Source organism: Haladaptatus sp. DJG-WS-42 (genome assembly GCF_037198285.1).
In the GTDB taxonomy this organism is placed as follows: domain Archaea; phylum Halobacteriota; class Halobacteria; order Halobacteriales; family Halococcaceae; genus QDMS2.
This window is the reverse complement of record NZ_CP147243.1, coordinates 1,524,104-1,538,713: the sequence shown is the minus strand read 5'-3', so window position 1 is coordinate 1,538,713 and position 14,610 is coordinate 1,524,104. Positions and strand designations below refer to the sequence as shown.

Sequence of the window (14,610 nt, the reverse complement as noted above, 5' to 3'; positions counted from 1 at the left end):
TCAGACGCTCGTCGGCCACGTGTCATTCAGGTCGCGTCTGACGTCTGACTGCTCGGAAGCTGACAGGTTACGCGATTTCACGAACGCACACCGCGTGTTCCGCGAGGTAGCGGTGCACGCGCGCCTCGAACGAGCCGTCACCGGGCCACTTGACTGGTTCTGCGACGTCGAGTCGACCGGGGTCGCCAACGTACACCGCAACCGACTGGTCTGCACAGGGCACGCTCACCCGGACGTACAGCCCGCTTTCTATCCCTTCGTAGGCGTCGAGCGAGCGGATGTCAGCGGTTCGTAAGAGCTTCCCGTCGACCGAGTTCCCGGGCGCAGGCGCGAGCGTCGGGTAGGTCCCCTCGACGCGCCGGAGACCATCGAGACGAGCATCGCAGACGAACTCAAAACTGGAGACCACCTCGCTCACCGTATCGGGGTCGGTCAGCGTGCCGTAGACGAACACATCCATACGCGGTGCTACACGACCCGGTGCCTTGCACGTTGTGGGAAAATGAGCTGACGAAGCCTTATCGCTCGTCGAACGGCGCGACCGTGCGGTCTTCTGCGCCGACGTAGCGAGCGCGTGGGCGGATGAGGCGGTTGTCCTCGTACTGCTCTAAGACGTGCGCAATCCAGCCACCGGCCCGGGACATGGCGAAGATTGGCGTGTAGATGTCGATTGGGATGCCCATCTGGTAGTACGTCGTCGCGGAGTAGAAGTCAACGTTCGGCGCGAGGCCCTTCTCCCCGCCCACGTACTCCTCGATGGCGACGGAGTAGTTGTACCACTTCAGGTCGCCTGCGGCCTCGCCGAGCGATTCAGACTGCTCGCCGAGAATGTTTGCGCGCGGGTCTTTGACGTTGTAGACGCGGTGGCCGAAGCCGGGGACGCGACGGCCGTTTTCGAGGGCGTCTGTGACCCATTGGGTCGGCTCTTTGCCGCTGTCGTCTACTTCTTTCAGCATCTTCATCACGTTCGCGTTCGCGCCGCCGTGGAGGCTGCCAGCGAGCGTGCCAATCGCGCTCGTAATCGCGCTGTGAAGGTCGGTGAGCGTCGAGGCCGTCACCATCGCGGAGAACGTCGAGGCGTTCAGGCCGTGGTCTGCGTGGAGCACGAGCGCCTGGTCGAACACGTCTTCTAAGACGTCGTTCGGTTCCTCGTCGTTCAGCATGTAGAGGAAGTTCGCCGCATGCGAGAGGTCTTGGCGCGGGGAGACAGGGTCGTTCCCGTTGCGGATGCGGTTGTACGCCGCGAGGAGGGTCGGAATCTTCGCGGTGATGCGCCGTGCCTTGCGGAGGTTCGCGTCAACGTCGGTTGGGTCAACGTCGGCGTTCGCGTCAGGGTCGTAGGCGGAGAGTGCGGAGACGAGCGTCCTGAGGGCTGCCATCGGCTCTTCGTCCTGCTCTGCGAGTTCGCGGACTTCGGCAAGCAGGCCGTCTGGAACCTCGCGTTCGGTGGCCATCGCATCGGCGAACCCGGCGAGTTCGTCCTCTGTTGGCAGCTCACCGTGCCAGAGGAGGTAGAGTACTTCTTCGTAGCTTGTATTTCGAGCGAGATCCTCGATTGTATAGCCACGATAGACGAGCTTGCCTGCGTCGCCGTCAATAAACGAAAGTGACGACTCTGCAACAAGCACACCTTCTAGCCCTTTCTTGAGCTCGTCAGACATACCGTGACACTAGCTTACCTGCCGGGAAAAACATTATTGTTCGTCCGCATACTGCCGCAGGCTCCGGGCAACGTTTTTTGCCGGTGCCAGTAAACTGCCGAGTATGTCCGATGAGGTCGGCTATGAGCCGGTTAGCGTAAAGCAGGTTCTTGCAGAGATGAAAGACATCGCTGAGCTGCTCATCGACCTCTCCTACTCGGCCGTGTTGCTCGGCAGCGACGAAGTCGCAGAGGAGGTGCTCGTCTTAGAAGAACGCATGGACGTCCTCCAGATGCAAGCGCGCATGAGCCTGCTCATGGCCGCGCGTAGCCCCGAAGACGCAGAGGCGCTCGCGCCCGTGCTCGGCGTCGTCGGCGCAGCGGAGAAAATCAGCGACGCCGCAGGCGACATCGCCAAAATCGTCTTAGAGGACATCGGCCTGCCCGACGCCATGCGGGCGGCGATTCCAGAAGCCGTCGAAACCCTGGTGCGCGTAACCATCACCGAACACGCTGCGCTCGACGGGAAATCACTCGGCGGCGAAAACATCGAGACCGAAACCGGCGTGCGCATCATCGCGCTCCGACGCAGCGGCACCTGGCTGCTGAATCCCGACCACGAAACCAAACTCGAAGCCGGTGACGTGATGTTGCTTCGCGGGCCGGAAGACGGCGTCTCGCGCGTGTACGAACAGGCGAGCGGCCGCGCCTACGTCCCGCCAAACCCACCAGAACCCGGCATCGAAGACCTAGAGCGCGCCGTTGACTCGATTGTGCTGATGAAGAACATGGCTGAACTCGCCGTGGATTTGGCCTACGGCTCCGTGCTGTTCGACAGCGCCGAAGTCGCAGAGGAAGTCGTCGAACTCGAAGCCGAAGTGGACGCGCTCCAGTCCCGGTTCGAGGCATGGGTGTTACAGGCGGCGAGTCGCGTCGAAGACCCCGTCCAGTTGCGCGGTCTCGTCCACCTCGCGCGCTCGACCGAAGTCATCAGCGACGCCGCACTCGAAATCAGCGAAGGCGTCCTACGCGGGCTTGGCACCCATCCCGTGGTCGAACAGGCCGTCCTCGAAAGCGACGAGGTCATCATCCGCCTGACGGTGGGCGAGGGAAGCGACTTAGACGGCGTAACCCTGCGCGATAAGATGGTGAAAACCGAAACCGGGATGCGCGTGATTGCCGTCCACCGGCGGAACAAAACCCACGACGCCCGCGGCGTGCCAGACGAGTGGGTCGTCTCGCCGGGGCCGCTCACGGCGCTTCACAGCGGCGACGTGCTCATCGCAAAAGGGACGCGAACCGGCGCAGAACGCCTCGCGCAACTCGCCGGTCAGGACTCTCTCGACAGCCTGTAGGCCGAAATCAGCGTGAGAATCACCGTCGCAAACGCGCCGAGCGACGTGGCGAGCACGAATCCGAGAGCGACGTACAACACCGGCGAGCGGAACGTCCCCGGCAGGAGGACGAAGAAGACGAAGAGGGCGAGCGTCGCAACGAGGCCAAAGCCAAAGCCGCGCCGGGCGTTCTGTGGCACGTTGAGCGCGGCGACCATGTTCGCACGCGGCGAGCGGGACGGGTCGTCTGTCACAGGCGGAATTTCGAGTGCGAGCGCAAAAACCACGTTGGTTTCCCGCATACCGAACATCTAAAGAGCGTGGGGTTGCCGTCTAGGGGTAATGACGACCCTCGGCACGGCAGCGGCCGCTCCTGGTGAGATGGATGTCGGTCGCTTAGCCGTTGGCGAACTCCGCGATGGCAGCCCGCTTCGGCTCCCTGTCGCCGTGATAAACGGGGCTGCCGAGGGGGACACGCTCTACATTCAGGCGGCGAGTGATGGTGACGAACTGAACGGCGTTGGTGTGTTGAAGACGCTTGTTCCACAGCTCGACCCGACCGAACTCGCTGGCACGATTCTCCTCGTCGGCATCGTCAATTATCACGGCTTTCAGGTCGCACAGCACAGAAATCCAATCGACGATACGAAAATGAACCGGGCGTATCCCGGCGACAAACGCGGCACCTCTTCAGAACGGATTGCCGCCGCCACCTTCGAAGTCGCGAGTCGCGCAGACTACATTCTCGACCTCCACCAAGGCTCGACCAGCCGGATGATAAACGAAACCCGCGTCCGGTGTGGTCGCCGCCACCACATGCACGACGAGTGTCTCGAACTCGCCCGCGTGTTCGGCTGTGGGCACATCTTAGACCAGAAAGGCCCGAACGGCCAACTCGCCCGCGCCGCCCCCGACAAGGGCATCCCGACCATCGACCCCGAACTCGGGGGCGCGGTTGGTTGGGACGAACAGAGCATCGGGCTTGGCGTCCGCGGCATCTACAACGTGCTTCGCTACTACGGCTTTTTAGACGGCGACGTGGACGTAGAACCCCAAACTCGCGCGCGTGGCTTTCGCCAGTTTGGCGCGCCCTCTGGCGGCCTCGTGAGCTTCGAGAAAGACCTTGGCGACCGAGTACGGGCGGGCGACACGCTGTTTCGCATCACCGACGTGTTCGGCACCAGAAAGGACACCATCGAAGCCGACACCGACGGCATCTTCTGGCGAACCCGCCGCCTCCCACAGGTCGCAACCGGCGAGTACGTCTGTTCGGTCGGCGTCGATATCGACGAAATCTGATGTACGCCTGCACGTCTTGTAATCGAACCTCCGACGCTGGCCCCGACGAGCCGTGGCGCTGTGTGTGTGGTCACGCCCTCGATTTCGCAGACCGACCGCTTCCCGACAGGCCCGCACCCGACCCCACGGCGCTCGATACGCGACCCGGCCTCTGGACATTTCAGGAGTTTCTCCCCATGGAGCCGCGCGTCACGCTCGGCGAGGGCTGGACGCCGCTCGTAGACGCCTCCGACTGGGACGCCCAGTTTAAATTGGAGTACGTCTTCCCGACAGGGAGTTTCAAAGACCGAGGCGCGACGACGACGCTCTCGTGGGCCAAACAGTTAGGTGTCGAAACCGTCATCGAAGACTCCTCGGGGAACGCGGGTGCGGCAATCGCCACCTACGCCGCTCGCGCGGGCATCGACGCGGAGATCTACGTGCCCGCAGACGTGAAACCCGCAAAGCGCCGCGCCATCAAGCGCGCCGGGGCGACCGTCGTGCCCATAGAAGGCGGCCGTGGAGCCGTCACCGACGCCTGCATCGAGGCGGTCGAACGCGGCGAGGGCTGGTATGCAAGCCACGCGTGGAACCCGGCCTTCTTCGCCGGAACCCAGACCGTCGCCTTCGAACTCGCCGCCCAGCGCGACTGGGACGTGCCCGACGCGGTCGTGTTGCCACTCGGTCACGGAACGCTGTTTTTGGGCGCGTACCGCGGCTTTAAAGCCCTGCTTGATGCGGGCTGGACGGATGAAATGCCTCGTTTATTGGGCGCACAGGCCGCCGGATTCGCCCCGATAGCCGAGGAGCTGCACGGACCGTCAGACGCCGAAAACGACGTTGCAGACGGGATTCAGATACGCGACCCCGCCCGCAAAGCCCAGCTCCTCGCCGCTATCGAAGCCACCGGCGGCGACGCGATTGCCGTCGAAGCCCCGGAAACGGAAGTCGAACTCGACCGCCTCCACCGCGCGGGCTTCTACGTCGAACCGACGTGCGCGAGCGCGACGGCCGGTCTGGCGGCGTATCGTGAACGCGGAGCTATCGACGACAGCGATGACGTAGTCGTCCCACTCACCGGGAGCGGACTGAAGATGGAATGATTCCGCTATCGCTCAGGAAGTAGGTGTGTACCTGCTGGCGCGGGCCACGGATGGAACGGCCGTGGCGGCGGTGGCAGCCGCCGAGAACCGGCCAAGGGGATTTGGTCGGTACTGAACGCCACCGTGGTGAGCGGTGGCGAGCGCGCCAGCAGCGCAGTGGCATGGCAGACAACGAAGGCGCTGGCGACGCCTTCGATGGAGCGCAGTAGGGTGCGCTGTGTTTGGTTCACAGCCGCGTGGGGGCGCGGCCGGGGCGATGCAACCGATAGGGGGTACCGGCCTCCCCGACGGGGAGCCGGGTTGGGGAAGGGCCGAAGTGAGGGACTCGGTTCAGCGAGCGTCCGTTACGTCGACGAAAGACCCCTCGGACGCCGTAATCCACTGGGTCATCAGCGCGTCTTCGGTCGCCTCGCGTGGGTACACGGTGCACTCTTCGCGTGGGCCGTTCGACTCGATGGTGTAATCGAGGTCGAACTCGGGCCAGCGGTTACGCGAGGTAAACGACTGGGTTTCAGCGCCATTCGTCCATCCGGAGTTGCTGAGATCGTATTCGTTTCCGCTCATGGTTGGGGTCTCCGTTCACGTCGGGTCATCGACGCGTACCAAAGCCAAGTACCCCTCCCACCATACCTATACACTGGCTAAGCAGACCGTTAATTCCGTTCTAAAGACGAGAACGATCTGAAACAGTCTGCAAGACGATGCAAGAGACACCCAAAAACGCACGCAGTCAGCGCTCTGTGTGGGTTTCACACTCGAAGCCACCACGAACTAATGGTTTGGCGATATGTCGTCGTGCACACGGCGGCACCTCGTACCACCCGTGCTCGATATTGCGCGCGACAGACACTTCGACTTTGCCCGGCGCGCTCGTGTTACAGTCCCGGCAGCGATAGCCTTGCTTCGCGCCTGCAGACTTCATTCGTCGGCCGCAGGTGGGGCATTCTGGCGTTTCGAGCGCGGTCGTGTTCAACTCGCGAACGGCGAACTTTTCGAGTTTCAGCGTGTCTCGGCTGAGTTCGCCACACACCACGAGGTCGTCGCCCACGCGGAGGGCGCGCACGCGGTCACGGAACCGCTTTGTAGGCTCGAATGCGGCACACTGGAGGCGGTCGCCACCTGATTCAATGTCAAAAAAGACGTGCCCTCCTTCCTTCGTTTCTGGTGGAGTGATAACACGGCCTGGAAGGCGGTACGCATGGCCGTTTTTTGCAGTGGAAATGGTTCCCGCTTTGAGGTGGGCGTCGGTGCCCTGATTCGTCGTGAAGAGGGCAGTTTGTTCGACTGGTTCGCTCTCGATGGCGTGGGCAACCTCCCGGACAGCAGCAGGGTCGTCGCCGCGAATCCCGTGGAGGATGGGGCCGGGCGTGTGCGGCACACAGACGGCTTGTCCTTCGACCTCGTCAACCGTGTCCCAGACTGCGGGATAGCCCGTTTTCGCGGCCGCAAACACCGAATCGTAGTCGATGTCGCGCTCGGTTCCCCACCGCTCGCGGGGCCGATACGAGATGTATTCGTACGTCCACGCAGAGAAGGCGTCCCACGCCCCGACGGCAGCGAGCGCGCCGATGAGGCCGCGCCCGCGCTTCCATTCCGCAGACAACAAGCCCTCTTTTTCGATGAGTTTCCGAGCGGCTTCGGTGTCGTGAAACGCCGTGACGGCGTCGCGGGCGAACGCTTTGACGGCGTCGGAGACGGTGTCTGTCTGAGAAACGACGAGTCCTGGATTCGTGCGCGGGTCGGCGGTTTCTGCAGAAGCCTCGATTTCGTCGCGGGCGAGTTCGAACGCCGTTTCGGGGTCGCAGTCGGTGTGGATACAGAGCGCAGCGTTCCCGCGCGTTTTGTGTTTCACGGCTGGATTCAGCCGGATGAGCAGCAGGCGAGCGACGTGCCCGTCGGCCTCGCGGATGCGACCGGCAATCCGGGCGGCGGCGTAGGTCGTACACATCCCGCGTTCTCTCGAATCGGTGTCGTCGAGGCCAACGAGCGTCACGCGAGGGGGTTACCGGCGCTCGAATTTCTCGGTTTCGACCCGGCGACGGAATATATGAATCTATCCCCACAAACCAGGTGAATCGACCGAAGGCGTGGGTTTTCGGGTGGCACAACGCATATATGGCAGGACTGGCTTATTATTGTCCATGTCACGGTCAGCACTGGTCGAGAACGTGACCGCAATGCTCGCCGATGCGGGCTTTACGGTGAGCGACCGGTGTGCCATCCGTCCGAAAAGCTTCGACGTGGCGGCCCGCCGGCACGATGACCTCATTCTGGTCAAGATTCTCGGCAACATCGACGCCTTAGACGCACACACGGGCATCGAGATGCGCCGCCTCGGACGGTTCTTGGACGCGACACCGCTCGTCCTCGGCCTCCGAACCCGCGACGAAGACCTGAAACCGGGCGTCGTCTATTTCCGCCACGGCGTCCCCGTCATCAGCCCCGACACCGCGATGGACTTCTTCGTCGAGGGCGTTCCACCGCTCATCTACGCCGCACCCGGTGGCCTCTACGTGAACATCGACGAGGAAGTGCTCGCAGACGCCCGCGAAGAGCGTGGCTGGAGCCTCGGACAGCTCGCCACCGAGCTCGGTGTCTCTCGGCGCACGGTGTCAAAGTACGAAGACGGCATGAACGCGAGCGTCGAAGTCGCCGCCCACTTAGAAGAGCTGTTCAACCGCCCGCTCACGACGCCCGTCGAGATGCTCGCAGAGGAACTTGCAAAGGAAGAACGGCAGGCCGAAGAGGCCGTAGACCCCGACGACGCGCACTTCGTGAGCGCGCTCACGCGGGTTGGCTTCCAAGTCCACCCGACCGCCCGTGCCCCCTTCAAAGCCGTAAGCGAGACGGACAACCGCGAAGACCGCGTCCTCACGGGCCACTCTGCGTTCACGAAAACCGCAGAAAAGCGCGCTCGCATCATGAGTTCGCTCGGCAAAGTCACCCAGACTCGGTCCGTGTACGTCGTTGACCGCGCAAAGCGCGATTCGGTCAAGCACACGGCCATCATCGAACAACAGGAAATCGAACGCATCGACGACCCGGACGACCTGCGCGACCTCATCTACGAGCGCACGAAACGCTCTGGCTCTGAGGCCTAACTACTCTTTCAGCCGGTCACGGACGGCGGCCCGGTCTTCTACACTTTCGAGCGTGTCCGTATCGAGCAGGCGCTCTAGCTTGCGCTCGAACTGTTCGTCGGTGAGTTCGCCGCGTGCGTAGCGGTCTCGCAGCGTTTCGAGCGCGTCGCGGTTGTTTACAGTTGGCTCCGATTCCGCCTGCTCGCTCGTGTCGTTCCACTGGCCGTCCCACCACGTATCGAGGCCGTCCTCGTCATCGCCAAAGAGAAGGGCGACGATGGGGACGACGACGATGTAGCCGAACAGCATGGCCGCGAGCCACCAGCTTTGCCCGGTGAACATCGCCGCGAGCCAGATGCCGGTGACGAGGAGGCTTGCGATACCGGCGGCGTTTTTTCCGGCGCGTGTCCGAACCGTTGAACCCATTGGATGTACGTTGGCGTGAAACGGGTAAAAACACAGGTGTCACTGGGAGTGGGTTCCAGTCGAAACAAGGGGGTGTGGGTTGCGTTGGCGAACGCCAGCAGGGACCGCGAAGACAGTGCTTACGCGTAGGTTTCTTCTAAGTACTGGACGATGTCGCTGCTCTCTGCCATCCCGGAGACACCGTGTTCCTCGTCTACGATAACGGGGACGCCGGTCTGACCGCTTACCTCCTCCACTTCGGTGCGTTCTGCGTGCGAGGAGGGGACGTTGATTGTGTCGTACGCAAGCCCAAGTTCATCGAGTTTGCTCGTGACTTTCGCACAGAACGGGCAGCCGGGAAGTTCGTAAAGGGTGATATTCGCCATCGACCCCATCTATGGAGTCGTTCCTAAAAAGGGACGCGGAGGTGTGCACCGTGCACACAACAACGAGCTTAGAGTTGGCCAGCGAGCAGGCCGCTCGTGCGGACGAAGAAGTAGAATACGAACAATGCGGCGAGAATCCACTGGCCTGCGTGGACGTCGCGTGCTTCGCCGGTAGCGGCTTTCACGAGCGGGTAGGAGATGATGCCTGCGGCGATGCCGTAGGCGATAGAGAAGGTAAACGGCATCACGAGGATGGTCAGCCCGGCCGGAACGGCGTGGGAAATCTTGTCCCATTGGACGTCCGCGATGTTGCGGAGCATGAGCACCGCGACCACCACAAGGGCGATGTGTGAAGCGTAGAGCGGGACGGCTGCGGCGAGCGGGACGAGCGCGAGTGAGGCGAGGAACAACAGCGCAACGACGAGCGCGGTCATGCCCGTGCGACCGCCCTCTTCGACGCCCGTTGCGGATTCGATGTACGTCGTGACTGTCGACGTGCCGAGGATGCCACCTGCCGTCGTCCCGACTGCGTCTGCCATGAGTGGCTTGTCGATGTCGGGGAGGTCGCCGTCCTCGTCGAGGAAGCCTGCGACTTGGGCGACGCCGGTGAGCGTGCCCGCGGTGTCGAAGAAGTCCACGAAGAAGAACGTGAAGACGATGAGCGAGAAGGCAAGCGCGTCGACGTTCTGGAAGCCTTGGACGAACGCGCCGACGAGCGGCGTGATGTCGTAGCCAGCTGCGGAGTAGGTGACCTGCGTGGAGCCGACGAGCGAACCTGCGGCGAGCGTGGTTCCGTCTGGAACCTGCTCTGCTGGAAGCGCGCGGTAGCCCATCGCGTGAGCCACATAGCCAGCGACGGTGGTCAGGATGATGCCGAGGATGATGGAGCCACGGACGCCGCGGGCGTAGAGCGCGAACGTGACGAACAGACCCACCGCGGAGATGATGGCGATTGGGTCTGCGGCGAACACTGGGTTGAACGAGACGAACGTCGCAGCGTCACCCGCAACGACGCGCATGGCTTCGAGGCCGATAATCGCAAGGAAGAGGCCAATACCGGTCCCGACAGCGAACTTGACGGGTTCGGGGAACAGGCCGATGATGAACTCACGCGCGCCCACAGCGGTGAGCGCGATGAACAGGATACCTTCGACGACGACCGCGGCGAGCGCGGTCTGCCACGGGACGCCGAGGCCGAGGACGACCGTGAACGCGAAAAAGGCGTTCAACCCAAGGCCCGGTGCTTGGGCGAACGGCCGATTCGCGTAGAAGGCCATCACGAGCGTTGCGATGGCGGCGGAGATCATCGTGACCACAGCAATCATCTGGAATGTTTGTGCGTCGGTGCGCCCAGGGACGTCGATTGCGAGGTTGAGAATCGCGGGGTTGACGACCACGATGTAGGACATCGTGAGGAACGTCGTAAGCCCGGCAATGACCTCGGTTCTGAGGTCGGTGTTATGTTCCTCGAAGCCGAAGTAATCGGCAATTGTGTCAGTTATCGCCATAATGCACGTTTAAGCACAGTGCCTGAAATTGACTTAAAAGTTATCCTCTCACTGCCACGTAAATCAACACAAACGTGTATAATTAGGGCTCGAGTTGGGTCAGCGCGCCGACTGGTGCATCCGTGAGTTCGCGGGCGCGGGAGACGCCTTCTTCGCCAACCGCAATGAGGGCAAACACACCACCGACGTCTGCGTTCGCGCTCGCTGCGATGTCGAGAAGGAGTTCTTGGGTCTCCCCAGAGCGGATGAGGTCGTCTACGACGAGCACCGTGTCGTTCGCGTCGATGGCAGAGGTTGGGAGGTAGTAGGTGAGTTCGATGCCCGACTGGAGGCGCTGGCGGGCTTCGATGAACTCCTCTACGGCGGTTTCTTTCGATTTCTTCGCGTACGCGAGGCGCGCGCCGAAGTAGCTCGCCATCGCGGCGGCGAGCGTGATGCCGTCGGTTGCGGCCGTGAGCACGACATCGGGGGTTTCAAATTCGAAGGTGTCAGCGGCGATGGGGGCGACGAGGTCGAGGAACGACTGGTCGAAGACGACGCCGGAGTTATCGACGTAGCCCTCGCTGTCCACGCGGATGCGGGCGTGGAGTTCGCGGGCGAGTTCGTCGTGGCCGACGCCGCGGACGACCTCGCGGGCGCGTTCGACGCCGGGGAGGACGTGACCGTTGACGTAGCGATTCAGGTCACCGGCGGGGAGGCCGGTGAGGTCGGCGAGTTCGTCGTACGTCCGACTCTGTTTGAGCATTCGGAGGACGGCGACCGCCTGCAACTGGATTGCGGCTTTCTCCGCTCGATTCATGCCCTGTACCTCATGGTTGCACAGTTATGAATACATCGATGGGATGGCACGCTGGAAGTAACCATTGATGTGCATTAGCATGGTCGCGTCGTGTTGGGGTTATGAGAGGTGGTGAGCGGCTGTGCGGCGGTTGCGGTGCGATTGCGGTGCTGTGCTGCGTTGATTGTAGTGCTGTGCGGTGCGGTTGCAGTGCGGAAGTCGTCTGGCACAGCATCCGAATGCGCCAGCGGCGCATTCGGCCTTTTCAGGGCGGGCGAGACGCTGTGCGTCTCGCTGCCTCCGCGAATCTTCGATTCGCCAGAGCATGGTTTTGCAACGAGCGGTTCGCCTCTGTCGAACCCGAGTTGTAAAAAGATGCGCTCTAGTAGGGCTCGTTTTTCAGCCCCAACAAATAGGCAATCACGTTGGTGATGACGTGAAGGAGCGGGGTGAGGATGAGGACGGCCACGACGACGGAGAGCGTGAAGGTCTGTTTGAACCAGCCGGGAGTGACGAAGAACGTCAAGATGAGGGCGACGACGACGAAGTCGAGTTGGTCGAGCAGCGGAAATGCCGCGCCGCGTTCGCGCCCGAAGCGGCGTTTGATGAACGACGCGAGGATGTCACCGAGCATTGCGCCGAAGGCGAGCGTGAATCCGGCGACGAGCGGGAACGCCGGGAGCATGAAGTCGAGTTGGTGGTTGAGCGTGGGACGGATGGCGTTGAGCAGAAGGGCGACGAGGATGCCGATGACAGTGCCAGCGGCGGTGCCGCGCCACGTTTTCCCGTCGCCGAGGATGCGCTTCCCGTTCAACGTCCGGCCACCGTCGATGGGCGGGCCACCGCCAAAGAGGACGGCGGCATTGTTGGGAATGTAGGCAGGCAACATCGCCCAGAAGGCAATCGCAATCACCGCAAAGATACCCATATGTCTGCTCTGACTCAGGCGGCTACCTTAATCGGGGGTGTTTTTCATCTGTCACGGACGAAAAGCAACATTCTGAAGAGGAGAGCGCAAAAAGTGCCGGTATGATTCCGCCCATCGCGAGCAAATTCGTGGCAGGGGAGACGGAGGCGACCGCCCTCGACCACGCGCGAAAACTCAACGAACGGGGGGTAAAGGCGATTCTCAATCTCCTTGGTGAACACTACGCAGAACGCGCGGAGGCAGACGCCGACGCCGACGTGTACATCGACCTCGTCGATGAGATTGCAGCCGCGAATCTCGATGCGTGCATTTCAGTCAAACCGTCGCAGGTTGGGCTCGACTTCGGCGCAGACGTATTCTCAGAAAACGTCACGCGCATCGTCGACCACGCCGCAGCGAAGGGCGTGTTTGTCTGGATAGACATGGAAGACCACACGACGACCGACGACACGCTCGACGTGTTCTGCGAACTCGCACGCAAACACGAAGGCGGCGTCGGGCTGGCGATTCAAGCGAATCTGAAGCGCACACGCGAAGACTTAGCCCGCCTCGCCGACGTCCCCGGGAAGATTCGCCTCGTCAAAGGCGCGTACGACGAGCCAACGGAAATCGCGTACAAGGACAAGGCAGCCGTGAACCGCGCGTACAAAGAGTATCTCAAATTCATGTTCGAGTCGTTCGAGGGCGGCATCGCCGTCGGGAGCCACGACCCGGAGATGATTGCCTACGCGAAAGAACTCCACGACGAGTACGGCACCGACTTCGAGATTCAGATGCTGATGGGCGTCCGCACCGACGCGCAGTACGACCTCGCAGATGAGTACGAGATGTGGCAGTACGTTCCCTATGGCGACCGTTGGGCGCAGTATTTCTACCGCCGCGTGATGGAGCGAAAGGAGAACGTGTTGTTCGCGGTGCGGGCGATTGTTGGTCGCTGAGCCAACAGGTGCGAAGGAAAGGGCTGATAATCGTGGGGCGTGTTGGTACGCCAAATGGCCTCCTGGAAACGTGATATGGCCAGTGGCCTGGTCGTCCTCATCCCTATCCTCGTCGTGGCGTACGTGGTCTTCCGACTGTACATCCTGATTGCGTCGATTTCAGGCGTTGCCAACATTCAACCGATCTGGCTCGGCGTCATTCTGACGCTCATCGTCTTTTCCCTGTTCGTCCTCGCGGTGGGCTACCTGATGCGCACCGCGTTCGGGAGCTTCGTAGAGGATACCATCGACGGGCTGATGAACCGACTGCCGGGCCTTCGTATTGTCTACAACGCCTCGAAGATGGCCATCGAGACGGCCCTCACCGGCACCGAGGACCTCCAAAAACCCGTCAAAGTCGAGACGTGGGACGGGCTTCGGATGACCGCGTTCAAGACGGGGAAACTCGCCCCTGATGGCCGCGAGGTGCTCTTTTTACCGACCTCACCGAACATCACGACTGGCTTCGTCATCGAAGCAGAATCCGACCGCTTCGAGGAGGTAGACGAGAAGGTAGAAGACGCGCTCATCCGCGTGCTCTCTGCTGGGTTCGGTGAGAATCGCGACTCCGCGGGCGTGAAAATCGACGTCAAGGAGGACGGCGAGACACCCGCACCCGGCGACGACTGAACGGAGCGCCTTTAGTTTCTCACGCCCTACCGGCGAGCAGTGAACCTGCACGTCCGCTACGAGGGCGATGACGACCCGAAGAAGTGCACGGCCCGTAAGCTCGCGCGATTTGACCTCTGTGAGCTCCATCGCTCGGCACGGGCCACGCCCTACGGTGTGATTCTCAATCCACACGCAGAGCAGGCGCTCTCGCCCGCCGACGCCGGCCAGTCGAACCTCGTCGCGCTTGACTGTTCGTGGGAAACGGCGGGCGAAGCGATGTTCACGATGCGCGGCGAACATCGCGCACTCCCGTTCCTCGTCGCGGCGAATCCGGTGAACTACGGCAAGCCCTTCCAATTGAACACGGTTGAGGCGTTTGCGGCGGGACTCGCGATTCTCGGCGAGTACGACCACGCAGCAGAAATTCTGTCGAAGTTCCGCTGGGGCCACACGTTCCTCGAGATGAACGAGGAACCGCTTCGACGCTACGCAGAGTGTGCTGATTCGTCGGAGGTCGTCGAGGTCCAACAGGAGTACTTAGACCGCGGTGAGTGACTCACTCGGGGCAACTCGGAAACTTTT

The 14,610-nt window shown here is 62.1% G+C and carries 18 protein-coding genes; 8 read left to right on the top strand and 10 right to left on the bottom strand.

Going from position 1 to position 14,610, the window contains the following annotated elements:
* Positions 1-67: 67 nt before the first annotated feature.
* Together V5N47_RS08485 and citZ are read right to left on the bottom strand one after the other, a co-directional pair.
* Entirely contained in the window at positions 68-460 is a 393-nt protein-coding gene (locus V5N47_RS08485; RefSeq protein WP_338726847.1) for a gamma-glutamylcyclotransferase family protein, read from the bottom strand.
* A 58-nt stretch (positions 461-518) separates the two neighbouring features.
* Positions 519-1,661, bottom strand: coding sequence for a citrate synthase (gene citZ, locus V5N47_RS08480; protein ID WP_338726846.1), 1,143 nt, complete (start codon positions 1,659-1,661; stop codon positions 519-521).
* 103 nt (positions 1,662-1,764) lie between these two features.
* Here citZ and V5N47_RS08475 point away from each other — a divergent pair, with 103 nt between their 5' ends.
* On the top strand, positions 1,765-2,994 hold the full coding sequence (locus tag V5N47_RS08475; RefSeq protein ID WP_338726844.1) for a TrkA C-terminal domain-containing protein: 1,230 nt from the start codon (positions 1,765-1,767) through the stop codon (positions 2,992-2,994).
* Here the strand turns inward: V5N47_RS08475 and V5N47_RS08470 are convergent.
* Positions 2,970-3,227: a hypothetical protein gene (locus V5N47_RS08470; RefSeq protein WP_338726843.1), complete on the bottom strand. Its 258-nt coding sequence runs from the start codon at positions 3,225-3,227 to the stop codon at positions 2,970-2,972. The two genes, V5N47_RS08475 and V5N47_RS08470, sit on opposite strands and share 25 nt — an antisense overlap.
* Before the next feature lie 88 nt (positions 3,228-3,315).
* Between V5N47_RS08470 and V5N47_RS08465 the strand changes: the two genes are divergently transcribed.
* The 3 genes from V5N47_RS08465 to V5N47_RS08455 are packed head-to-tail and all read left to right on the top strand — an operon-like array spanning position 3,316 to position 5,563.
* Positions 3,316-4,272, top strand: a complete 957-nt coding sequence (locus V5N47_RS08465; protein ID WP_338726842.1) for a succinylglutamate desuccinylase/aspartoacylase family protein — start codon at positions 3,316-3,318, stop codon at positions 4,270-4,272.
* A complete protein-coding gene (locus V5N47_RS08460) occupies positions 4,272-5,354 on the top strand; it encodes a threonine synthase (protein WP_338726840.1) in 1,083 nt (360 codons plus the stop codon). Before V5N47_RS08465 ends, V5N47_RS08460 begins: the two co-directional genes overlap by 1 nt.
* Positions 5,355-5,404: 50 nt before the next feature.
* Entirely contained in the window at positions 5,405-5,563 is a 159-nt protein-coding gene (locus V5N47_RS08455; protein ID WP_338726838.1) for a hypothetical protein, read from the top strand.
* 121 nt (positions 5,564-5,684) lie between these two features.
* Here V5N47_RS08455 and V5N47_RS08450 read toward each other — a convergent pair whose 3' ends face one another.
* Complete coding sequence (locus tag V5N47_RS08450; RefSeq protein WP_338726836.1) at positions 5,685-5,918, bottom strand: hypothetical protein; 234 nt, start codon at positions 5,916-5,918, stop codon at positions 5,685-5,687.
* 166 nt (positions 5,919-6,084) lie between these two features.
* Positions 6,085-7,347, bottom strand: a complete 1,263-nt coding sequence (locus V5N47_RS08445) for a tRNA(Ile)(2)-agmatinylcytidine synthase (RefSeq protein ID WP_338726834.1) — start codon at positions 7,345-7,347, stop codon at positions 6,085-6,087.
* A gap of 148 nt (positions 7,348-7,495) precedes the next feature.
* Between V5N47_RS08445 and V5N47_RS08440 the strand changes: the two genes are divergently transcribed.
* A complete protein-coding gene (locus tag V5N47_RS08440) occupies positions 7,496-8,455 on the top strand; it encodes a transcriptional regulator (RefSeq protein WP_338726832.1) in 960 nt (319 codons plus the stop codon).
* Here the strand turns inward: V5N47_RS08440 and V5N47_RS08435 are convergent, their stop codons facing one another.
* The 5 genes from V5N47_RS08435 to V5N47_RS08415 all read right to left on the bottom strand — a co-directional run bounded on the left by V5N47_RS08435 (position 8,456) and on the right by V5N47_RS08415 (position 12,439).
* Positions 8,456-8,860 (bottom strand): SHOCT domain-containing protein, encoded by a 405-nt coding sequence (locus tag V5N47_RS08435; RefSeq protein WP_338726830.1) that lies wholly within the window; start codon positions 8,858-8,860, stop codon positions 8,456-8,458. It abuts the gene before it with no gap.
* Positions 8,861-8,979: 119 nt separating this feature from the next.
* Positions 8,980-9,225 (bottom strand): glutathione S-transferase N-terminal domain-containing protein, encoded by a 246-nt coding sequence (locus tag V5N47_RS08430; protein WP_338726828.1) that lies wholly within the window; start codon positions 9,223-9,225, stop codon positions 8,980-8,982.
* A 68-nt stretch (positions 9,226-9,293) separates the two neighbouring features.
* The gene (locus V5N47_RS08425; protein WP_338726827.1) at positions 9,294-10,733 is read right to left on the bottom strand and encodes an NCS2 family permease; all 1,440 of its coding nucleotides are present in this window, start codon (positions 10,731-10,733) and stop codon (positions 9,294-9,296) included.
* A gap of 82 nt (positions 10,734-10,815) precedes the next feature.
* Entirely contained in the window at positions 10,816-11,532 is a 717-nt protein-coding gene (locus tag V5N47_RS08420) for a phosphoribosyltransferase family protein (protein ID WP_338726825.1), read from the bottom strand.
* 361 nt (positions 11,533-11,893) lie between these two features.
* Positions 11,894-12,439 carry a CDP-2,3-bis-(O-geranylgeranyl)-sn-glycerol synthase gene (locus V5N47_RS08415; RefSeq protein ID WP_338726823.1) on the bottom strand — a complete coding sequence of 182 codons (546 nt, stop codon included), beginning with the start codon at positions 12,437-12,439 and terminating at the stop codon, positions 11,894-11,896.
* A 101-nt stretch (positions 12,440-12,540) separates the two neighbouring features.
* On the opposite strand from V5N47_RS08415, the gene V5N47_RS08410 reads away from it, so the two are divergent.
* From V5N47_RS08410 to V5N47_RS08400, 3 genes are read left to right on the top strand one after another with little or no spacing between them, the layout of a single operon-like run.
* A complete protein-coding gene (locus tag V5N47_RS08410) occupies positions 12,541-13,377 on the top strand; it encodes a proline dehydrogenase family protein (protein WP_338726822.1) in 837 nt (278 codons plus the stop codon).
* 54 nt (positions 13,378-13,431) lie between these two features.
* On the top strand, positions 13,432-14,046 hold the full coding sequence (locus V5N47_RS08405; protein WP_338726821.1) for a DUF502 domain-containing protein: 615 nt from the start codon (positions 13,432-13,434) through the stop codon (positions 14,044-14,046).
* Positions 14,047-14,085: 39 nt separating this feature from the next.
* Entirely contained in the window at positions 14,086-14,583 is a 498-nt protein-coding gene (locus V5N47_RS08400; protein WP_338726820.1) for a DUF367 family protein, read from the top strand.
* Positions 14,584-14,610 lie beyond the last annotated feature (27 nt).